At 38.8% G+C, this 20,933-nt stretch carries 16 protein-coding genes, 1 pseudogene and 1 riboswitch; of the genes and pseudogenes, 14 read left to right on the top strand and 3 right to left on the bottom strand.

Annotation, left to right across the window (positions count from 1 at the left end; genetic code table 11):
• Nucleotides 1-66: 66 nt before the first annotated feature.
• The 9 genes and pseudogenes from QFZ73_RS06730 (at nucleotide 67) to QFZ73_RS06695 (ending at nucleotide 9,709) form a co-directional block, all read left to right on the top strand.
• Entirely contained in the window at nucleotides 67-1,488 is a 1,422-nt protein-coding gene (locus tag QFZ73_RS06730) for a sodium:solute symporter family protein (protein ID WP_307264464.1), read from the top strand.
• Between the two features lie 44 nt (nucleotides 1,489-1,532).
• Nucleotides 1,533-2,294 carry a class II aldolase/adducin family protein gene (locus tag QFZ73_RS06725; RefSeq protein WP_307264460.1) on the top strand — a complete coding sequence of 254 codons (762 nt, stop codon included), beginning with the start codon at nucleotides 1,533-1,535 and terminating at the stop codon, nucleotides 2,292-2,294.
• Nucleotides 2,295-2,383: 89 nt separating this feature from the next.
• Nucleotides 2,384-3,373: a D-2-hydroxyacid dehydrogenase gene (locus QFZ73_RS06720; RefSeq protein ID WP_251435210.1), complete on the top strand. Its 990-nt coding sequence runs from the start codon at nucleotides 2,384-2,386 to the stop codon at nucleotides 3,371-3,373.
• 171 nt (nucleotides 3,374-3,544) lie between these two features.
• Complete coding sequence (locus QFZ73_RS28885) at nucleotides 3,545-3,637, top strand: putative holin-like toxin (protein ID WP_220126990.1); 93 nt, start codon at nucleotides 3,545-3,547, stop codon at nucleotides 3,635-3,637.
• 251 nt (nucleotides 3,638-3,888) lie between these two features.
• Complete coding sequence (locus QFZ73_RS06715; RefSeq protein ID WP_251435207.1) at nucleotides 3,889-4,461, top strand: TetR/AcrR family transcriptional regulator; 573 nt, start codon at nucleotides 3,889-3,891, stop codon at nucleotides 4,459-4,461.
• Between the two features lie 61 nt (nucleotides 4,462-4,522).
• Entirely contained in the window at nucleotides 4,523-5,950 is a 1,428-nt protein-coding gene (locus tag QFZ73_RS06710) for an MDR family MFS transporter (protein WP_307264453.1), read from the top strand.
• A 230-nt stretch (nucleotides 5,951-6,180) separates the two neighbouring features.
• A complete protein-coding gene (locus QFZ73_RS06705) occupies nucleotides 6,181-7,239 on the top strand; it encodes an alkene reductase (RefSeq protein WP_373458915.1) in 1,059 nt (352 codons plus the stop codon).
• Between the two features lie 206 nt (nucleotides 7,240-7,445).
• Complete coding sequence (locus tag QFZ73_RS06700) at nucleotides 7,446-7,967, top strand: P-loop NTPase family protein (RefSeq protein ID WP_307264450.1); 522 nt, start codon at nucleotides 7,446-7,448, stop codon at nucleotides 7,965-7,967.
• A 383-nt stretch (nucleotides 7,968-8,350) separates the two neighbouring features.
• Nucleotides 8,351-9,709: pseudogene (locus QFZ73_RS06695) on the top strand (IS1182 family transposase).
• Nucleotides 9,710-10,111: 402 nt separating this feature from the next.
• Here QFZ73_RS06695 and QFZ73_RS06690 read toward each other — a convergent pair.
• Nucleotides 10,112-10,300 carry a hypothetical protein gene (locus QFZ73_RS06690; protein ID WP_307264446.1) on the bottom strand — a complete coding sequence of 63 codons (189 nt, stop codon included), beginning with the start codon at nucleotides 10,298-10,300 and terminating at the stop codon, nucleotides 10,112-10,114.
• 647 nt (nucleotides 10,301-10,947) lie between these two features.
• Here QFZ73_RS06690 and QFZ73_RS06685 point away from each other — a divergent pair.
• The 4 genes from QFZ73_RS06685 (at nucleotide 10,948) to QFZ73_RS06670 (ending at nucleotide 15,390) form a co-directional block, all read left to right on the top strand.
• Nucleotides 10,948-12,246: a hypothetical protein gene (locus QFZ73_RS06685; protein WP_251437297.1), complete on the top strand. Its 1,299-nt coding sequence runs from the start codon at nucleotides 10,948-10,950 to the stop codon at nucleotides 12,244-12,246.
• Between the two features lie 223 nt (nucleotides 12,247-12,469).
• Complete coding sequence (locus QFZ73_RS06680) at nucleotides 12,470-13,657, top strand: M20 family metallopeptidase (RefSeq protein WP_307264443.1); 1,188 nt, start codon at nucleotides 12,470-12,472, stop codon at nucleotides 13,655-13,657.
• 12 nt (nucleotides 13,658-13,669) lie between these two features.
• Complete coding sequence (locus QFZ73_RS06675) at nucleotides 13,670-13,870, top strand: DUF3311 domain-containing protein (protein ID WP_053344651.1); 201 nt, start codon at nucleotides 13,670-13,672, stop codon at nucleotides 13,868-13,870.
• Nucleotides 13,867-15,390: a sodium:solute symporter family protein gene (locus QFZ73_RS06670; protein ID WP_307264437.1), complete on the top strand. Its 1,524-nt coding sequence runs from the start codon at nucleotides 13,867-13,869 to the stop codon at nucleotides 15,388-15,390. The genes QFZ73_RS06675 and QFZ73_RS06670 overlap by 4 nt, the downstream gene beginning before the upstream one ends.
• A gap of 289 nt (nucleotides 15,391-15,679) precedes the next feature.
• On the opposite strand, the gene QFZ73_RS06665 is transcribed toward QFZ73_RS06670, so the two are convergent.
• Both QFZ73_RS06665 and QFZ73_RS06660 read right to left on the bottom strand, forming a co-directional pair.
• On the bottom strand, nucleotides 15,680-15,808 hold the full coding sequence (locus QFZ73_RS06665; RefSeq protein WP_255256698.1) for a hypothetical protein: 129 nt from the start codon (nucleotides 15,806-15,808) through the stop codon (nucleotides 15,680-15,682).
• Nucleotides 15,809-17,363: 1,555 nt separating this feature from the next.
• Nucleotides 17,364-18,710, bottom strand: a complete 1,347-nt coding sequence (locus QFZ73_RS06660) for an alpha/beta hydrolase family protein (protein WP_307264431.1) — start codon at nucleotides 18,708-18,710, stop codon at nucleotides 17,364-17,366.
• 331 nt (nucleotides 18,711-19,041) lie between these two features.
• Nucleotides 19,042-19,207, top strand: a riboswitch (M-box (ykoK) riboswitch).
• Nucleotides 19,208-19,494: 287 nt separating this feature from the next.
• Here QFZ73_RS06660 and mgtE point away from each other — a divergent pair.
• On the top strand, nucleotides 19,495-20,853 hold the full coding sequence (gene mgtE / locus QFZ73_RS06655) for a magnesium transporter (RefSeq protein ID WP_251437284.1): 1,359 nt from the start codon (nucleotides 19,495-19,497) through the stop codon (nucleotides 20,851-20,853).
• The last annotated feature ends 80 nt before the right edge of the window (nucleotides 20,854-20,933 follow it).

The following is a 20,933-nucleotide window of genomic DNA, read 5'->3' as shown; positions in this document are numbered from 1 at the left end:
ATCCCTTCCTTCTATCTTTAACAAAAGTCGTTATAAAATAAAACAACCTTAAAAGGAGATGTGTACATGCATATTTTGGATATATCGATCATGATTCTATACTTTTCTGTTTTAATCATTGTGGGAGTAATAGGATCCAAACGGGCAAAAACAGCAGATGATTTCATTGTAGCAGGGCGTAATCTCGGTCATTTTATGTATTTATCTTGTTTGGCTGCTGTGATATTAGGGGGCGCTTCTACACTCGGAACAGCAAAGTTAGGTTATCAGTTTGGGATATCCGGTATTTGGCTAGTGGTGATGATCGGGCTCGGGATTATCGCAATCGGGTTTTTTTTAACAAATAAGATCTTTGATTTAAAAGTACTGACAATCAGTGAAATGCTTGAGAAGCGTTACAATTCCCAAACGCGATTGGTAAGTGCCTTGGTCTCGGTTATCTATACATTCATGCTGACTGTAACGCAAGTGATCGGGATGGGGACGATATTACATGTTTTGGCTGGTTGGAATTTAACGGTTTCCATGATAGTCGGGGGTGGAATCGTTTTATTCTATACAATATTAGGAGGAATGTGGTCTGTCACCATGACTGATGTCGTGCAATTCGTCATCATGACGGTCGGGATTTTCTTTATCATGCTCCCAATGAGTATCTCTAAGGCAGGAGGGTGGAGCTCACTTAAAGAAAATCTTCCTGCATCACATTTTGAGTTAGGCAACATTGGCGGCGAGACCATTTTTCAATATTTTTTACTTTTTACTTTAGGGGTAGTTGTTGGACAAGATATTTGGCAGCGTCTCTTTACTGCACGAACCAAAGCGGTCTCTCGTGGCGGAACGGTTGGAGCTGGAATATATAGTGTTTTTTACGCAATTGCAATCAGTATCATAGGAATGTGCGCTTTTATTATTCTTCCTAATTTAGGAGATCCACAAAATGCATTTACTAGTATAGCGATGGAAACTCTACCTGCTGGCCTATTGGGGGTTGTCATTGCAAGTGTGGCCTCAGCCCTAATGTCCACTGCTTCAGGAACATTGCTCGCTTCATCCACTTTAGTTGTTAATGACATCATTAAAAAATATATCGGTCCAGGAATGAGTGAACGACAATTTTTAAAAACATCACGGTATACTACTTTAACGATTGGTGTATTGACGATAATCGTTTCGATATGGATACAAGATATTTTAGTTGCACTGGATGTAGCTTACGCAATCTTATCCGGCGCTGTGTTCTTTCCGATCATTCTTGGCTTCTTTTGGAAGAGAGTCACGGCTAAAGCTGCATTCTACTCCATTCTAGCTAGCATGATCGTTATTATTGTTGGATTGGTCATTAATGGACCTTCCTCCACTCAACCCATTTTATACGGACTCGCTACTAGTTTTGTCGTCATCACTACCCTTACTTTCCTCAGCCCAAATAATGAGGTAAAGCAAGATGTAAAGGATAAAGCGGACATGGACACCATGGCTAATTGATGGAAGGCAAAAAATGAGGAAAAAGAATCGAGGAGGAAAGAAAAATGACAAAGTCAATTTCCCTGCAACCCGCAACATTCAATACAATGGAAGAAGAACGTAATCACCGGAAAGAACGATTGGCAGCTTCATTCCGTCTTTTTTCAAAGTTTGGTTTCGATGAAGGGATAGCTGGCCATATTACGGTCCGAGATCCTAAATATCCTGACCATTTCTGGGTTAATCCGTTTGGTATGCATTTTAGTCAAATTTCCGTTTCCGATCTTATATTGGTTAATCATAAAGGTGAAATAGTAGAGGGGGAACATTCAGTGAATGGTGCTGCCTTTGCCATTCATTCGGAAATCCATAAAGCACGACCGGATGCCATAGCAGCGGCACATGCTCATTCGGTATATGGAAAGACATGGTCTTCATTAGGGAGACTGCTAGATCCGATTACGCAGGATGCCTGCCAATTCTATAAAGACCATGCATTGTTCGATGATTTTACTGGTGTGGTTTATGCATCTGAAGAAGGGAAACGCATCGCTAGGGCTTTAGGTCAATATAAAGCTGTCATCCTCCGCAACCATGGTCTGCTTACGGTGGGCCAATCTGTAGATTCAGCTGCGTGGTGGTTCATAACGATGGAACGTTCATGTCAAGCACAGATAATGGCTGAATCTGTAGGTAAGCCCATTTTTATAGAAGAAGAGTATGCAAAGTTAACGGCAGAACAAACGGGAACGGAATATGAGGGATGGCTGAGTTTTCAGCCTCTTTGGGACAGAATCAGAAAAGAGCAACCAGATTTCCTGAAGTGATCATAAAGCACGGCATGGTATAATCGCAACGGATTGCCATCCCATAAATGAGGGAAAAAGGAATCGTAGGTTCTTGAGGAGGTTTTATAATGTCCGTTTCTAAGAAAATAGCACCTTCACTTTACATCAGGGTCGATATACCGGAAAAATACATCAATGAGTTTAAGGAGATTTGTTCAGAAGTTGTTGTCGAGCCATGGGAATTCGGCGAACCTGAACCACAGCCAACAGTTGATTTATCAAAATTTGATGTCCTTTATACGCTGGGGCTTCATGATAATCTTAACATTATAAAAAAAGCTCCAAAGATTAAATGGGTCCATTCAGACAGTGCTGGAGTGGAGGCCATGCTGAATGAAGATATACAAAACAGCGATGTCATCATCACCAATGTCAAAGGCTGCACATCTGTCCCGATAGCCGAGCATACAATTGCAATGCTATCTTCGTTAGCAAGAGGCGTACCGACAATGATCAGAAATCAAATAAACAAAACTTGGGTTGATATTCCCGTGAAAGATCTTGAAAATGCGACAGTGGGGATAATTGGGTATGGTGATATTGGCTATGAGGTAGCAAAGAGATGTAAAGCACTAGGTATGACCGTTATTGGCTGCCGCCGGAGTCCCTCCAAGAGAAACAAAGAATATGAACCTGCTGATTTGATAATGGGAATGGATCAAGTGGATGAGGTCCTTTCTATGTCCGATTTTGTCGTCTTGGCACTCCCGTTTACAAAAGATACCTCATACTTTTTTAATAAAGAACGCTTAAATAAAATGAAAAAAGGCAGCTATGTAATTAATGTCGGCCGTGGTAATACGATTGTGGATGAAGATTTAATCGAATCCTTGAGCAATGGGCACATAGCTGGGGCGGCGCTCGATGTGTTTGAAGTTGAACCTTTACCTGAGGATCATCCTTTCTGGCAGCTGGAAAATGTCATGGTTTCCCCACATAATGCTTACAACTCTTCCAAACACCTAGATCGTGTGATGGAATTATTCCTGAAAAATTTAAAGCTATTTTCTGACGGTAAACCCTTAATGAATGTTGTGGAAAAAAACCTTGGTTATTAACAGTAATAGGTCATTTGAACAGAAAGTTTCAACGATCAATGATATGAATGGAGTAGAGGGCAGACCCTGATTGGGTTTGCCTTTTTTTGTTTAAAAGCCACCCCTTCATTTTTTTCTTGTATAGGACAATCTCTGATCAGGAAAAGCTGGATATAAGGAGGCGATGTATGAATGGGTACTTTCGAAGTTATTTCCCTAATGCTAAGCTTTGGCATGTTTGTAATTGCTATTCTTGATTTCAAAAATCATGACAAGAATCCTTGAAGATAATAAAGGCCGGCCAATTTGTTTGATTAATAATGGAAGCGTTTAAAAAAATAGCGGATTGTATATAGAAGATATTGATTTCCTCCATTTTTTAAACTTGCAGAGAACACCATTATGAGGTGTTCTTCTTGTTTTCAATGAGTTCAATAGCGTATTCCATTCATAGGCTGTCATTTTTGACAAACCAATGATATACAAGTATAGTCTCTAATAGACCGGTTGATATAATTTCAAGGAGTGATCCAGCTATGGCAGAAAAACGAAACTCGAAAGACATTCTTATTGAAGCTGCTTCCCGACTTTTTCGGATACGTGGATATTACGGTGTAGGGCTTAAGGACATTATTGAGGAAAGTGGTATCCCAAAAGGTTCGCTGTACCATTATTTTCCGAAAGGCAAAGAAGAATTGGCGATCGAGGCGATTATTCATACAAAAGAATTCGTGATAGATGAAATTAAACGGGGCTTTGATGAAATCGAAGACCCTATCAAAGCCATTCAGGCTCATATTTTTCATTTATCCGAGGTTTTTGGTGATAGTGAAAATCTATTGGGACTGCCAATCGGGACGATTGCGGCGGAAACATATACGACGAGTGAGCAGATAAGAACGGCTTGTCAAGAAGCGATAGAAGATTGGCAATCCATATATGTGAAGAAATTACTCGAGGCGGAATTCAGTGAGAAACGTGCAAAAGAATTGAGTATCGTAATTAATGCTTTAATTGAAGGCGGTATCCTTTTATCCTTAACGGCGAAAAACGGGGAACCTCTCGAAGCCATTGCGGAACAGATACCATTATTGCTGATAAATAAATAAGTCATACGGAAAAATTATCTTAAGCTTAGGTCGAACAGTTAGTAATTGGAGGATTTATTTTATGTCTACAGAAGCAACACAGCAACAAAACCCAGTCATTAGAACGACCCCCATTTTAATTGCTTTTTTAATTGCAGGGTTCATTGGGTTATTCAGTGAGACGGCTTTAAACATGGCGCTGGGGGATTTAATCCAGGAATTCAATGTCAGTCCTTCGACCGTGCAATGGCTGACAACGGGTTACCTATTAACATTGGGGATATTGGTTCCCGTTTCGGGACTCTTGATCCAGTGGTTCAATACTCGTCAATTATTCATTGCCTCCATGGTGTTCTCCATCATTGGGACGCTCATTGCAGCAATTGCACCTGGGTTCGGTATCTTGATGCTAGCCCGTGTCATCCAGGCAATCGGAACGGGTCTTTTATTGCCTCTCATGTTCAATACGATTTTATTGATTTTCCCTATTCATAAAAGGGGAGCGACGATGGGATTGATGGGGCTGGTGATCATGTTTGCCCCAGCCATCGGGCCGACAGTTTCAGGTTTGATTATAGAAAATCTGAAATGGAATTACATTTTCTGGGTGTCTTTGCCGTTCTTTGTGATCGCTTTACTATTCGGTCTCAAGTATATGCAAAACGTTTCAACAATCACCAAACCTAAAATCGATGTACCTTCCATCATTTTATCGACCATTGGTTTTGGGGGAATTGTTTATGGCTTTAGTATTGTCGGTGAACAAGGATGGAGCAATGCGATAGTTCTATCTTCGATCATTGTTGGACTTATAGCGCTATTCCTGTTTGCTGTAAGACAATTCAACATGGATAAACCGATGATTGACTTGCGCGTTTTTAAATACCCGATGTTCACGTTAGGGTTAATAACCGTCTTCATCACCTTCATGATCATCATGTCATCCATGATTCTCTTACCGCTATACCTGCAAACCGGACTTGCATTAGCTGCATTTTCGGCTGGGCTGGTACTTTTACCGGGTGGAGTGCTTAATGGTATCATGTCTCCGGTTACGGGGCGCATTTTTGATAAGTTCGGGCCAAGAGGGTTAGTGATCCCAGGCTTCATTATCATGATTGTCATGTTATGGACTTTGACGAACATAACGACTGAAACTACGATCATTATGGTAATCGTCATGCATTCTCTCCTTATGATTGGAGTTTCGATGGTCATGATGCCGGCCCAGACAAATGGGCTGAATCAACTGCCGAAAAACCTTTATCCGGATGGAACGGCTCTCATGAATACATTGCAACAAGTATCGGGGGCCATCGGTACAACCGTTGCCATTACAATCATGTCAGCGTCACAAAAAAATTATATGGCAAATGCAGAAGATCCGTTCGATCCATCCGCCATCAGCGGTTCATTGACTGCAGGCGTTCAAGATGCCTTCATTTTCGGTCTAGTCCTTGCAATCATTGGATTGATCGTGTCATTTTTTATCAGGAGAGCACGAGACTAATAAGATAAATTAGCCAGCAGGGAATGGAGTTTCTCTGTCTGGCTTTTTGTTTGGAAAAAACAATAACACCGAAAATAAAATCGTTTTTATTGGTCTTTATTACCATATTTTAGCGGAAGCTATAAAAAACAGAGTGAATTATTTGAAAAAAAACCAGTTATCGGATAATCTTACACAGTAATAGTTACTAAAATTTAGCCCGGGTAAAGCGGTTAACAGGAGGAATTCAAATGAATACAATAAAAACCAAAATGTTTGAACCTGTAACAATAGGTGCATGGAACTTAAAAACAAGAACGGCGATGGCTCCCATGACACGGTCGTTTGCCGATAACGAAACTGGTGTTGTGAATGACCTGACCGTAGAATATTACCGAAAACGGGCTCAAGATGGAATCGGACTTATCATCACTGAAGGTATAGTGATTTCACCAAGGGCAAAGGGCAATCCTGGAGTTCCCGGAATATATACTAAAGAGCAAATCAACGGGTGGAAAAAAGTAACGGAAGCAGTGCACGCAGAAGGCGGAACGATTATTGCGCAAATCTGGCATGTGGGCCGTGCAAGCCACCATGAAATTGCAGGAGGACTTCCTCCGCAGGCTCCTTCCCCTATCGCTGCGGAAGGTAAGGTTTCCCGATTCGGTAAACCTTTTGACATTCCTGAAGAAATGACAGAGAAGGATATTGCAGAAGTTGTGAACCAATATAAACAAGCTGCAAAGAATGCAATGGATGCTGGCTTTGACGGCGTTGAAGTTCATGGTGCACATGGCTACTTAATAGACCAGTTCAATTCTGACACCTCCAATAAAAGGACCGATCGTTACGGTGGTGAACTAAAACAGCGTCTGACTTTTATGAAGGAAGTGCTAAAAGCAGTTATTGATGCGGTTGGAGTGGAACGCACCCTTATTCGTTTCTCGGCTTTGAAAATTGACCAGCCGTCTTACATGTGGGAAGACCCTGAAAAAGCGATCCAAACATTTATTGAAGCGTTCAATGAAACAGGAGTCAAAATGATTCACCCATCCACGATGGAATTTACCAAACCGATTGCAAGAGGATTGACGATGCATGAATTGGTACGCAGCCACTGGGATGGAATCATAATTGGTGTAGGGGGTCTTGATCCTGAAACCGCTGAAGCCGCACTGGAAAAAGGCATTATTGACGTTGCGGCGATTGGACGTCCGCTTATAGCCAACCCGGATTATCTGGCACGAATTAAGCAGGATGAAAAACTTGTTGATTACGAGGCAAAGAAACATTTAGGGCAACTGATTTAATAGAGATAAAATATAAGTCAGGCATGGCATCGCAGTGACCATACTTCCTTTTCTATAACTGATGCGATTCTTCATTCAAGAAGGGTCGCCTTTTCTATGGAACTAAAAGGGGAGTGCAGAGGAAGAAGGTTGTTAAAAAGGTTATATATATATTTGGTAGACTTACTGGTCATTTCGATTAATAAAGTGAGGAAGCTGGTATATAAATGGAACGTATCATGGTTATCGGGGTGTCCGCGGGTGTCGGGAAATCTACTTTTGCAAGAAGACTTGGAGATCATTTGGATATCGAAGTCCATCATTTGGATACTTTCTACTGGAGGCCTGGCTGGGTGGAAACTCCTTTAGAGGATTTTATTTCTGCTCAAAAGGAAGTATTGAGTCATGACAAGTGGATAATGGAAGGCAATTATAGTAATTCTTTTCATTTACGTTCGGAGCTTGCCGATACGATTATTTATTTAGAACTTCCTCTCCGTGTTTGCCTTTACCGTGTGATAAAACGTTGGTTGTCTTATCTAGGTAAAACAAGGCCTGATATGGGCAAAGGCTGCAATGAAAAATTAGACTGGCAGTTTGTTAAATTTATCATGACCACCTACTTTCCTCGCAAGAAAGAGATGAAAATGAGATTTGCAGATCTTCAAAAGAGTGACCCTGAAAAGGTAATAGTCATTTTAAAAAGCAAGCTAGAAATTGAAGGATATCTGTTGAATATGAAGGGATAAGCTTCTTACCATTAATTTTTTATGACACTTAGAGATTTCCGAAACTTAGGGAAATTTGAAGTTAATATAAAGCCCCCAATGGAAAAGGGATCTTCCAATCGAAGATCCCACAGACTGTAGACAAACTCGATGAAAATCGAGTTTGTCTATTTTTATGGCTTGTACAATTTGGACGTTGATTTCCACTCCAGGCACTCGCTTTCCGCGGGCGGTCGGGGAGCCTCCTCGGCTTTCGCCTGCGGGGTCTCCCCTAGACGCGCTTTTCCCGCAGGAGTCTCGTACCTTCCGTTCCAATCAACTTTGTCTTACCTTTTAGATAGAACACTTTTGCCTGGAGTCATTTTTGTTTTAAAATAGAAGTATTAAAACTTGAGGTGATGAGGATGCTTTCTAAACATGATTCTATTCAGCGAGATCAACTTGAAATGATTACTTTAGATCAACTGGTGCCACCGAACCATTTGGTTCGTAAAATGGAGGCTGCCATTGACTTCACTTTCATTTATGACTTGGTGAAAGATATGTATTCAGAGGTAGGACGCCCAAGTATTGATCCAGTTATTTTAGTTAAACTGACTTTCATTCAATATACCTTCGGTATTCGTTCCATGCGTAAAACGATTGAAGAAGTTGAAACCAATATGGCTTACCGTTGGTTCTTAGGCTATGGTTTCCATGATAAAGTACCTCATTTCTCTACGTTCGGGAAAAATTATGAGCGACGCTTTAAAGATACAGACCTATTTGAACAGATTTTCTAGCGCATTTTAATGACAGCTGCTAATAAAAAGTTAATAAGTGCGGAACACGTTTTCGTGGATTCCACACATGTGAAAGCCAGTGCGAATAAACGGAAATTTGAAAAGAAAATCGTTCGTAAAGAAACACGAGCGTATCAAGGACGTCTTCAAGAAGAAATCAATCAAGATCGTGAAAACCATGGAAAAAAGCCTTTTCCACCAGATAAATTTGATAAAGAAGAGACCAAAGAGATTAAAGAAAGTACAACGGATTCTGAGAGTGGCTACTATGTGAAAGATGAACGAACAAAACAGTTTGCCTATTCATTCCACGCGGCCGCAGACCGCAACGGTTTTGTATTGGGAACGATTGTAACACCTGGAAATACACATGACAGTCAGATCTTAGAGCCACTAGTTGAACAAGTGATTGAGAAAGTTGGAAAACCGGAAGCCGTTGCCGCAGATGCAGCTTATAAAACACCAGCGATTACAAGCTACCTATTTAACAAAGAAATCATACCGGCTTTACCTTATACACGTCCTCGCACCAAAGAAGGATTTTTCCGCAAACAGGACTATGTATACGATGAACATTTTGATTGTTACCTTTGCCCTTCGGGCGAAACTTTAAAGTACTCAACAACAAATAAAGAGGGCTATCGCGAGTACAAATCGCCAAAACAAATTTGTACAACATGCTCATTTTTATCTCGGTGTACAGAAAGCAAAGACTGTCAAAAAGTGGTGACACGGCATATCTGGCAAACACATGTGGAAGAAGCAGATCATCTGCGTCATCATCAAGATGTAAAACCTATATATGCAAAACGTAAAGAAACGATTGAGCGTGTATTCGCAGATGCAAAAGAAAAGCATGGTATGCGTTGGACTACTTTAAGGGGACTTAAAAAATTGTCGATGCAGGCGATGCTTACTTTCGCTGCCATTAATTTAAAGAAGATGGCCAATTGGACATGGCGAGGTCCAAAAATGGCCTAACATAGTGGGCTCGTAGAGCCCCAATCTCTTAACTTTAGGCGAAAATTCAAAGGGAATTTCAAAAGGGGTTCAGAATTTTTTAATTCCGAACCCCTTTTGTCTACAAACTGAAAAGATTAGCCATATCAGGGCTAATCTTTTTTGTTTTAGTTCTGGTAGTTTAGTAGTCACTTATAATCAAGTAACTTGTGATCTCCGTACTTGGGTTTTTTCACTTTATATTTGCTTTTAGATATCGTTTTCCCTGTAACGATATCGACTTTGTGGTTTTCGCCTTCCTCTACACTATATCGGACTCTATATCCCATATATACTACACTGTTAGGGTCCGCATTTAGTGTATATCAATACTACTAGTTTTAGATGCTCCGGTTGAAATACCCAACCCGGATATACTCTCGGTTACAGAAGCATTAAAGGTAACACTTTTAGTTGAGGAAATAGAACCCCTTTTTTTCCTGTTGTCAAATTATCGGAAACCCTTTTAAAACTGGACCACTGTTCATATTTTTTAACCTTCTTTTTTACATTTCTAAAATCATTTACAAATTTGGCTCTTACTTCATTAGAATTTCCTTGTTCAATAGCCATCGATTTTTGACTACTAGCTGCACTAGTTTCACTAGGCAATTACAAAGAGCACATAAGAAATACTTAACATTAACATAACAACAAACATTTTTTTGACCGTTCCGTTTCTCACTAAAACACAACCTTCCATTTTTTGCTAGTATATCAATATATGTCATAAAACTACTCTGCAGGAAGATATTGTAAATTTTAAAGCGGGGGAGGCTCTAAGATTTATAGACTAACAATCATTTAAACTTTCTGTCTCACTAGTAAAAGATTACTTTGAGTTAGAACTCCGCAGAAAGTGTTCTTCACCTAACGGGTGCGTTACTTTTCCATCTGGCTGCCAGATGGAAAAGTAGTTATGTATCATTTTAATAACGTATACAACGTATTTTTCCTTCATGTTGCATGATAAAATGATACAAAAGAGAAAAGCTTGGCGTGGCTATGAATACAAGTATATATCATTGCTATCACTCTTTTCTTTTTGCTGATGATATGATCAAGAGTAACAAAACAGCTAATAACAAGGATCCAATACAATCTGAGCAATAGTTAGACAGCAGAAGAATTAGGATTACGATATCATGACTTAGATTAAACCAGGATATTCTAAAAGAACAATGAATCTATTACAGATGATAAAGGAAGTCGATTACTGGATGTATAAAATCGGACTTGTCGGTCTAAAAACTTCTATAGAACAAATTTTAGTATTGGCAGAAGAATATAAACATGAGTTGGAATTCATCTCTTTGCCCTATGTAAAGACAGAAGAGGTAGGGGGTATTGTAAAAGAATATAATTCTCATGTACATGCATGGCTTTTTTCTGGTCCACTTCCCTATGAAATTGCGGGAAAAACACTAGGCACAGATAAAATAATGGTCCATGTTCCTGCTACGGAATCAGGATTTTATAAATCCTTTATAGAGCTGGTCTATGAACAAGGGAAAATTATTGAGCAGCTTAGTATCGATACTATGTCTTCAAATAATATTAGTGAAGAAGCTTTGTCACAGTTGAATATAAAAACCCCAAAGATTTATACGAAAGTGTTTGAGTCAGATGTTGATACGAATGAATTGGTACATTTTCACTTGGATTTATGGAATAAGGGAATGACTGAAGGTGCGTTATCTTGTTTTCCGTCTGTCTGTGAAGCTTTAAGTGAATATGGGATTCCGGCTTACCGGATGTCGATGAGTAAGATGGAAGTTCGGCAAACGCTTCGAATTCTATCTGAAAAAGTAAAGACTTCCTACTTTAAAGATACACAAATCGGAGTGGAGATCATTGAGGTCGAATACTTTGAAAAAGTGGCAGAGGAAATGAAAACTCCTTATCATTTACAGTACTTGGAACTTCGGCTGAAAGAAATGTTGATTCAACTTGGAGAAAAAATAAATGGTTCCTTTTCAGATAAAGGGAATGGGAGGTACATGATTTTTAGTTCTCGCGGCGCAATTGAACGAGAAATCATTACCCTCGAAGATACCATCCAAAAATTGGCGTTTGAAGCAGATACAACCGTTGCCGTTGGGATTGGCTTCGGTGAGACTGCCTATTCGGCGGAAATCAATGCTTTTCGTGCTATTCAACATTCAAAAGAGATGAAGAAGCGAGAAATTGTGATTATTCAAGATGATGGCAAAATTATCGAATCACCAGGCAAAAAGAAAGAACTGCAATATGATACCCGTACCCACAATAAACCCCTTATAGAAAAGTTGAAAAACGGAAATATCAGTGTTAAAACGTATAAGAAGATATCCGCTCTCGTTCAAAGAATGGGCTGGAGTGATTTTACTACAAAGGACTTAGCGACACATCTTGAGATGACAGAGCGCAATGTACGGCGTATTGTTGCCGATATGTGCGAAGTTGATTTGGCACAATGCGTTGGTGAAGAGGCTAACTCCACCCGAGGAAGACCGAGTAAAATTTATCAATTATTATAGATTACAGGCATCCATAATTTGGGTGTTTTTTTTATTTCCACTTCATGTCGTATTAAAAAATTTTTACAATTAGATGCAGTGTAAAAAAACAGTTTGGAATTTTCAAAAAAATAATTGTAATGAAGACCGTGTGAGATTATACTCTATTTAAGGAATTTTTTCCTTAAACTATCCTAAATTAGAGGGTCGTTATGTAAATTGAATGAAAAAGGGGTTGTAGTGGATGTCTCAAACTATAATGATTCATGATTTGATCGAGTCTGTAAAAGATGAAGTGATTGCTTGGAGAAGATATTTACATAAGTATCCTGAGCTGTCTTTTCAGGAGGAAAAAACAGCACAATTTGTTTATGAAACGCTACAAACTTTTGGTGAATTGGAAATTTCACGTCCGACGAAAACAAGTATAATGGCTCGTTTGATCGGTCAGCAGCCTGGGAAGGTTATTGCACTGCGGGCAGATATGGATGCGCTTCCAATTGAAGAAGAGAATGATTTTGACTTTGTATCTCGGAATTCAGGCGCGATGCATGCTTGCGGTCATGATGGGCATACGGCGATGCTGCTTGGAGCAGCAAAAATTCTTACACAGTTAAAGGATCAAATTAAAGGTGAGGTGCGCTTTTTATTTCAACATGCTGAGGAACTGCCGCCCGGCGGAGCTCAAGAGATGGTGAAAGCCGGTGTGCTTGATGGAGTGGATATAATCATTGGATCCCATCTCTTGTCGACTCTTCCTTTAGGGAAAATGGGTCTGAGTTACGGTCCGATGATGGCTGGAGCCGATACTTTTAACATTACAGTGGTGGGTAAGGGGGGGCACGCCTCACAGCCAGAACTGACCATCGACCCCATAGCGATTGGAACACAGGTTGTATCAAATCTCCAGCACATTGTTTCTAGATATCGAGAAGCCCAGGAAGCTCTTGTGATTTCAGTGACTCAGTTCCATGCGGGAAGTGCGATTAATGTCATTCCAAGTAAGGTAAGCATTGGTGGATCAGTTCGAAGCTTCAATCCGGAACTGCGGGAAGAAATCCCGAATTTAATCGAACGCATAGTAAAAGGGATTACTGAAGCGCATGGTGCTACTTATGAATTCGAATATCGGTTCGGTTATGCTCCTACCATTAATGATGAAGAAGTTACCCGATTGATGGACGAAACGGTCTGTGAAGTATTTGGTGAAGGAAGTCGAGAGATTCTAAAGCCAATTATGGGAAGTGAAGACTTCTCTGCTTTTCAAAAAGTAGTTCCGGGATCTTATATTGTAATAGGGGCTCGTAATGAAGAAAAAGGGATTATATATCCTCACCATCATCCCAAATTCACAGTCGATGAACAGGCTTTACAAAACGGGGTGAAGTTATTTGTTCATGGGACTTTTAAAATGTTAAATCTAACATACTAGGAGGCTAAGTGTATGAAAAAAATATATTGGCTCGGAATCATCCCGTTTCTTGGCTTTATCGTGGGCGCTTTGTTTACAAATAAAGTGACTCCCTATGTTCTGGGTATGCCATTTTTTCATTTTTGGATTGTACTCTGGTCTGTGCTGACCACAGGTATAATGGGGATCATTTATCTACTGGATCCTGCTAATCAGAAGGGAGATTCAAGATGAACATTGCCGTTTTTTTCATCCTGTTTTTTTTCGTCATTTCTGTTTTGATTGGTATCCAGGCTAAAAAAGGGAAAGAAATGAACTTGGAACAATGGTCGGTTGGAGGACGCGGAATGGGAGCCCTATTGATTTTCCTCTTATCCGCAGGTGAAATGTATACTACCTTTACCTTTTTAGGTGCAAGTGGTTCGGCTTATGGGGAAGGTGGTTCCATCTTTAGTATCGTGACATATGGCTGTCTGGCTACAGTCATCTCCTATTGGACATTCCCGGCAATCTGGAGGTATGCAAAGAAACACCAATTAGTTTCCCAATCTGATTTTTTTGTGAAAAAATATCAAAGTCCATATCTTGGTGTGCTTGTTGCTGTAATAGGTGTCATAGCTTGTACTTGCTACTTAGTCCTGCAATTGAAAGGGTTAGGATATATCGTTTCTGCAACATCCTATGGGGTCATTTCTTCTACAGCTGCCATTTGGGTTGGAGCAATTGGTGTGACCATTTTTGTAATGGTTTCAGGTATTCACGGTTCTGCCAGGACGGCCATTTTGAAGGATATTCTGATTCTTGGCATTGTTGTATTTTTAGGAGTTTATTTCCCGCTTCATTATTATGGCGGTATTCAACCTATGTATGAGGCTATTGAACAGGCAAAGCCGAACTATACCATACTTCCAGATCAGGGAATGAGCGTTTCATGGTATATATCGACCGTTATATTAAGCTCTATTGGGTTTTATATGTGGCCGCACGGGTTTTCTCCTATTTATGCTGCCTCTAGCGAGAAAGCCCTACGAAAAAATGCAATCCTAATGCCAATGTACCAATTGATTTTATTGTTTGCCTTTTTTGTTGGATTTGCAGCTATCTTACAGACGCCTGGATTAAAAGGCAGCGATGCCGACCTTATCTTGCTGCAGCTTTCTAAACAGGATTTTGATCCATGGTTTGTGGGCTTAATTGGTGGCACTGGCGTGTTAGCCGCCCTAGTGCCAAGTTCCATGCTGTTGATGTCTATATCAACATTGCTGGCGAAAAATGTATATAGCGTATTCACTCCATCGGCAACGGAAAACCAAATCGCAAAACTGGTGAAATACTTGGTTCCCCTTATATCCCTTGTAGGGATTTACTTGACCTTTAAAGGTGGAAACACCCTCTTTAGTCTCGCTTTAATCGCTTATAATTTCATTACACAACTTGCTCCTGCCTTTTTCGCAAGTTTGATGAGAAAGAATTTTGTGACCAAACATGGAGCATTTGCCGGGATTATAACAGGAGGAGTGCTAGTCTCTATTATGGAACTGGGGAACATAAAAATCGGTCAACTGTTTCCTTATCTTCCTCAAGCTATTAAAGACTTGAATGTAGGAATCATCGCCCTATTTGTTAATATCGTAGTCTTGGTGGTTGTAAGCCTGATGACAAAAAACATTAATTATACTCATCAAGGTACCGATAATTTGGAGACGACAACGGTAGGGCGCAAGGTATCAATACAAAAAGGATCTAATAGCTAACTCAACATGATTAATAATTTCACTTCCGATCCGATATGATTATGAAAAACTAATGCCCACAACTATGAGATATGCGGACAATTTTTCAGGATTTATTTACAGCGAGTTCGGATAACGCGATATTGTAGACCGACAAAGAATTGCACTTTTTTTGAAATCAAAAGTGGTCCAGTGCACATGGTAATTCAGCGAGTCTCCCCTGGGGTGACTTGAGAATCCATGGAAACCAAAGAAGATTAATTTAAAATGAAAACAAACCGGTCGAATATGACCGGTTTGTTTCAATTAATTACTCTGTTTTAGAACTTTGATCTTTATTTCTTTTATTTCCTTTACTGTTATCCCCACTAACAGGAGCTTGGCCGTGTAATTGCGGTGAATTTTGATTACGGCTGCCTTTATTGAATTTTTTTGTCATGTCTCACATCTCCTTTCTTTTTTCAAATACAGTTTGTCCCTTTTTGGTGAACTTATGATTTTTGAGAGTGGGATGTCTGAGTTACAAAGAAACTCTTCGTGAAGAATATATGATTAAAATAAAAAAACTAATTCAAGTCCTAATGTTACTTTTTCTTTTGCATTGCTTTTTATTGTGATTTTTGGATTTTGGATAAGATCAAGGATTAATTCATTCGATTTTAAGAATAGAAGTAAATTGTTCTTCTTGTTGGACAATTATGGGGTGGTTAGTGACTGCACCCCACTGTATATCTACGACGTACGCAAGATATGATAAAAATATTTTTAACGTACAACAAGAAGAAAACATGAACCGTGAGATGCAGTGTGGAAACGCACTTCTTCCACACTACAACTCAAGGCCAGTTTATCATTACCTGTTGAAAAAAGGGGCTCGGCTGCATTTCAAGTCAGGTTGGTTAGAATTGAGTCACAAAGGGGCTGAGTCAAATTCTTAAAACGCTGTCGGACCTCCAAGCTTATCGATCTGGAACCAGCAAAGAGAATTATCATTTCGCCCTTGAGGGATCTTACACAGACAAAGCGTTCAAAAGGGCTGTTTTGACTATTGAAAGTTCTGATTATGGAGATAAAATAAAATAATCGTTAGGGAATGTTCGGAACTAGAGGATCTTTTATCATAAGTTCATTCAAGAGGTTTAAATTACATAAATCGCTACTTTATTTTTAATAAGCTTGCAGTAGTAGTTTGTAGCTCTGAAAAAAAGAACAGTATATACAGATAACTGATTTCAAGGATACATGTGGTATTCTTTTTTAAAGCATGTATAAACATATTCATAGTGATCTTTCCTTTCTTAATGTAATTTCATCAATTATACTAATGATTTTATACAAAATCTTCCTCTGTGTTAGATTACCTACCATTGTTTTTATGAAAGTAAGATTTTGTTGAAAAAGGATCGTTCACCATTTCCAAACTGGTGAATATCGGCATGTAAATGAAGAAGGGCCATTTTAAGTGGACAATATTTCCGACAATTACCTCGATAGAATATATTTTACGTACTATTTTGGGAACGATTATGTACTTTATGAAGGACCAGCCGATTATTTGCTCCACAGTTACTAGCACTTGTACCATTAATTCGACGAGGGAGCTTTTCTGGTTGCTGCTTTTTCTTCCTTAATAAGCGCTTTTTTTATTTTTCATGCTCTTTCAAAAAAGATTATTAGCTTATAATTTAAAAGCGGGACAGAGTACCTCGGAGAAAATATAAAAAACAAAAGGCAGAATTATTCTGCCTTTTGTTTTTTATATTTAACTTCTAAATTGTAAAATAGAATTATTTAAAGTGCTTTTAACTCATTTAATAAACTATTCAATTCTATAATATCGATATTTCCTGGGAATTCTAAATGATCTTCATTTCTGTTATTTATACAAACAATTATGGGATACCCAGGGCTATAATCTTCATTTTTAATCTCATATCGGGAGGCACGAGGATCATTTGATTAGAGCTTTGCGAACTCCGGGGGAGACACAATTCTCAATTTTTATTTTTATGATCCTCATTACTGGTTATGTCATATTTGTTTAAAAATTCAATAATTCCATTGACCAATCCAGGGGATAATGGTAGTTCAGGATTTGTATAGGTTGCTAAATTTCCCTTTCGATCTGCAGGGGCTTCTTTCAATACATGATTCATCTTTTCGAGTATAAGTAATTCAGAATCGCTTTTTTCCTTATGTAACGCTTTTGCGTTAGTCGCCGGCACTTGGATGTCTCTTTTGCCGTTTACGATTAGAACAGGGATATTCAGTTCCTTTACTGATTTAATCGGGTTATATTGAATCCAAGAAATCATGTAAGGTTGAACAGAAGGACGGAATACACTTTGCAAATCAGCACTGACAGTTTCGACTTGCTTTCCTTGTTTTAGCTTTGCCAGTATATCTTTGGATTCCGTTAATAACGTCGGTGTCAGTTGTTGCTCTTCAAGCTGTTTAATGAGTACTTGGTCAATAGGTTCGCCTGCACCCGCTAATGAAATGAATATGTCTGCTTCTGTTTTCTTTGCAGCTGCCATTCCAATTAAAGAGCCTTCACTATGTCCGATGATGCCGACTTTGGAAAAACGGCCATCCTTTTTGGCAAATTGAACCCAAGCAGCTGCATCATCAATATATTGTTCAAATCTCAGGTCCTTTTCATTTCCTGCCAATTGCATATTTTCACCAATTCCGCGCTTATCATACCTAATGCTTGCGATACCTTTTTCAGCAAGACTCTCGGCTAACATTTTCAAACTATTATTTTTCCCGGGATTTGCAATGGTGTTACCATCTTTATCGGTCGGACCAGAACCCGCAATTATAATCATCACAGGAAAAGGCCCTTCACTTTTTGGTTTTTCTAAAAGGCCTTTAATGGTTCCGTTCTTTAAGTCGGCCTGCACGATTTCACCTGATTCTTTTTCTTCAACTGCCTGATCGGATTCCTTAAGCAATTCAAAGGGGAACGCTTGCCCTTTTTGGACAAATGTTCCTGAAATCCTTTCCTGATCTACTTTCCCATCAAACGTTATTTGCTGATTTTGGATTTTCATATCAAAAAACAAGTCTGATTTACTTAACTTTACACTTGTTAAGGGGAATTCGTTCAACCCTTGTACAGGAATACTAATCGTTCCATCTTTCTTCGTAAAATGAACAATGATTGGAAGCGGTTGATTTGGAATCTTAATATCTCCCTCCCACCTGCCTTCAATGGCTTTCAATGAGCTCACTTCCTTCGATTTCTCTTCCACTTGTACCGTGTCCTTGGTTCTGCAACCTACCATTAATACAAAAGCACTTACGATAATACATATAATCGAAAAAGTTCTTTTCATTTGAGCAATTTCCTTTCTTTAAATAATTTAGAAATAAAAAGATATTTTTTATTAGAACATGTAACGTGTTCTTTTGTTTCAGTCATTCATATCCGTCTTCATTATAAGTGAGTTTTGGTATATAATTCCAATATTTTCCCTTGTATCTTTTTAAATAGGTGGTAATTGCGGCTGTACAGAGGGGGTGTTTTTAAAAAATATCGAAGAGACATTCAATCAGTCAGTCTTAATCGAGAGCGCTTAAGTCGGTGTTGTTTTCATGGTACCTTAGAATTATTTGAATCAAACATTGACATCTAAAAGAAACTCTTTTAGAGTGGATGTGTAAATTAAATATCCTCGTTAGGTGAGGCTCCTGTGTAGGAGATACGCTACTGCCCAAAAATGTCGAAAGACGCCAATGGGTCAACAGAAACCATCGACATAAGGTGGTTTTTAATGTAGCTGGCTTTGTCCTATGCCACACAGTGCTAAAGCTCTACGAATGGAGGAACTGGATTTATGCTTGTATTTGTCATTCAGTCGTATACGACCGTTTGTATTTGTCATCCAGACAATGTACGCATATATACCGTATTTAACACCTTCATTTGTAATGGAGGTGTTTTTATTTTTTTCCTGGAGGTGAGGGGTAGTGGATAACTATTCACGACGATATACTCGAAGCTTAATGAGAATTGAATGAACACAAAGATTTTGGAAGGGGAATAATAATATTTTTTTTACTCTTATTATATTTAAGGGAAATATTTTTTGGCTCCCCTAAAAAGGAGTGAGTGACGAAATGATAAAAGTCCTGACGGAAGATCAAATAACTTTACAAATCATAAAAGTTTTAAAAGAAGGAAAAAAGAAAGAATTTCAAGCAATATTAGAAGAACTCCAACCATATGACATTGCGCGAATTTTTGAGGGGCTGCCTGAAAAACACCATACACGTTTCTTGTTATTACTTGATTCAGAACAAATCGCTGAACTGATTCAAGAAGTTGAAAAAGTACATCAATTAAAAATTCTTAGTAAATTGGGAATAGAGAAATCCGGCCATGTAATGGATTTAATGGATAATGATGATCTAGCTTCATTGTTAGAGGACCTATCCCCTGGAAAAATCGAAGAACTTCTTTCAGGTATGAAACAAGAAGAATCAAAAATCGTTCAAAATATCATGAATTATCCCCCTGAAACGGCTGGACGAATAATGACAAACCGTTTTGTATGGATTCCCCAACATTATACGGTTCGTGAATCTGTTGAAAAACTGAAAATCTTTGCAGAGTTTTCGGAAACGATCAACTATCTTTATGTAATAGATAATGATAAAAAATTAGTAGGTGTTGTGTCATATCGGGATTTAATAATAAATGATGAATCTGAAAAAATTCAAGATATTATGTATAGCCGGGTTATTTCCGTATCTGCTTATGAAGACCAAGAAGAGGTAGCTCGTGTTATTGAGCGATATGATTTTTTAGCAATTCCTGTAGTTGAAAAAAATAATGAGTTATTAGGAATTGTAACCGTCGATGATATTATTGATGTTGTCATTAAGGAAGCGAATGAAGATATTGAAAAATTATCGGCTTCCGGTAAAGCTATAGACTTTGACACGAAGGCGCACGTGGCCGCATATCGTCGGCTCCCCTGGCTTATTTTACTTTTATTTATCGGATTAGTGTCTGGAACTATTATAAGCGGTTTTGAAGAAACATTGTCCAAAGTTGTTGCACTTGCTTTCTTTATGCCGATGATCGCTGGGATGACTGGAAATACAGGTACTCAATCTTTAGCTGTTGTTGTAAGAGGCCTAATCACTAGTGATACGGATAAAGGAGTCGTAACCAGACTTATTATACGGGAACTGAAAGTTGGATTGATAATAGGCATTACCTGTGGAATATTAATTTCCATCATAGCTTATGTTTGGCAGGGAAACCCCGTTTTGGGATTAGTGGTTGGAAGTTCGTTAGTGATGACCCTAATTATCGGGACTTTAGCTGGGACCATTATTCCTCTGATATTATATAAATTCAATATCGATCCTGCAGTTGCTTCTGGTCCGCTAATTACAACACTAAATGATATACTCTCGTTACTTATTTACTTTGGAATTGCAACGATGTTTATTTCAAAATTGATGTAGACTATCCATTAAACCAAGTTCACATATGTTTGCAAAGTTTTTTCAAGGGCGTACATAGTCTCAATGTTTTCAGTACAAAC

It is taken from the genome of Peribacillus sp. V2I11, from assembly GCF_030817135.1.
Taxonomy (GTDB): Bacteria; Bacillota; Bacilli; order Bacillales; family DSM-1321; genus Peribacillus; species Peribacillus simplex.
Note: the sequence above shows the minus strand (reverse complement) of the source record. Positions and strands in the feature narration are given on the sequence as shown.

What these genes read in the sequence shown, in the direction of transcription:
- QFZ73_RS06680 (WP_307264443.1), top strand. Translation starts at nt 12,470, where the DNA reads ATGTCTCAAACTATAATGATTCATGATTTGATCGAGTCTGTAAAAGAT.
- QFZ73_RS06690 (WP_307264446.1), bottom strand. Translation starts at nt 10,300, where the DNA reads ATGGCTATTGAACAAGGAAATTCTAATGAAGTAAGAGCCAAATTTGTA.
- QFZ73_RS06670 (WP_307264437.1), top strand. Translation starts at nt 13,867, where the DNA reads ATGAACATTGCCGTTTTTTTCATCCTGTTTTTTTTCGTCATTTCTGTT.
- QFZ73_RS06700 (WP_307264450.1), top strand. Translation starts at nt 7,446, where the DNA reads ATGGAACGTATCATGGTTATCGGGGTGTCCGCGGGTGTCGGGAAATCT.
- QFZ73_RS06660 (WP_307264431.1), bottom strand. Translation starts at nt 18,710, where the DNA reads ATGAAAAGAACTTTTTCGATTATATGTATTATCGTAAGTGCTTTTGTA.
- mgtE (WP_251437284.1), top strand. Translation starts at nt 19,495, where the DNA reads ATGATAAAAGTCCTGACGGAAGATCAAATAACTTTACAAATCATAAAA.
- QFZ73_RS28885 (WP_220126990.1), top strand. Translation starts at nt 3,545, where the DNA reads ATGGGTACTTTCGAAGTTATTTCCCTAATGCTAAGCTTTGGCATGTTT.
- QFZ73_RS06665 (WP_255256698.1), bottom strand. Translation starts at nt 15,808, where the DNA reads ATGACAAAAAAATTCAATAAAGGCAGCCGTAATCAAAATTCACCGCAA.
- QFZ73_RS06715 (WP_251435207.1), top strand. Translation starts at nt 3,889, where the DNA reads ATGGCAGAAAAACGAAACTCGAAAGACATTCTTATTGAAGCTGCTTCC.
- QFZ73_RS06705 (WP_373458915.1), top strand. Translation starts at nt 6,181, where the DNA reads ATGAATACAATAAAAACCAAAATGTTTGAACCTGTAACAATAGGTGCA.
- QFZ73_RS06685 (WP_251437297.1), top strand. Translation starts at nt 10,948, where the DNA reads ATGTATAAAATCGGACTTGTCGGTCTAAAAACTTCTATAGAACAAATT.
- QFZ73_RS06710 (WP_307264453.1), top strand. Translation starts at nt 4,523, where the DNA reads ATGTCTACAGAAGCAACACAGCAACAAAACCCAGTCATTAGAACGACC.
- QFZ73_RS06725 (WP_307264460.1), top strand. Translation starts at nt 1,533, where the DNA reads ATGACAAAGTCAATTTCCCTGCAACCCGCAACATTCAATACAATGGAA.
- QFZ73_RS06720 (WP_251435210.1), top strand. Translation starts at nt 2,384, where the DNA reads ATGTCCGTTTCTAAGAAAATAGCACCTTCACTTTACATCAGGGTCGAT.
- QFZ73_RS06675 (WP_053344651.1), top strand. Translation starts at nt 13,670, where the DNA reads ATGAAAAAAATATATTGGCTCGGAATCATCCCGTTTCTTGGCTTTATC.
- QFZ73_RS06730 (WP_307264464.1), top strand. Translation starts at nt 67, where the DNA reads ATGCATATTTTGGATATATCGATCATGATTCTATACTTTTCTGTTTTA.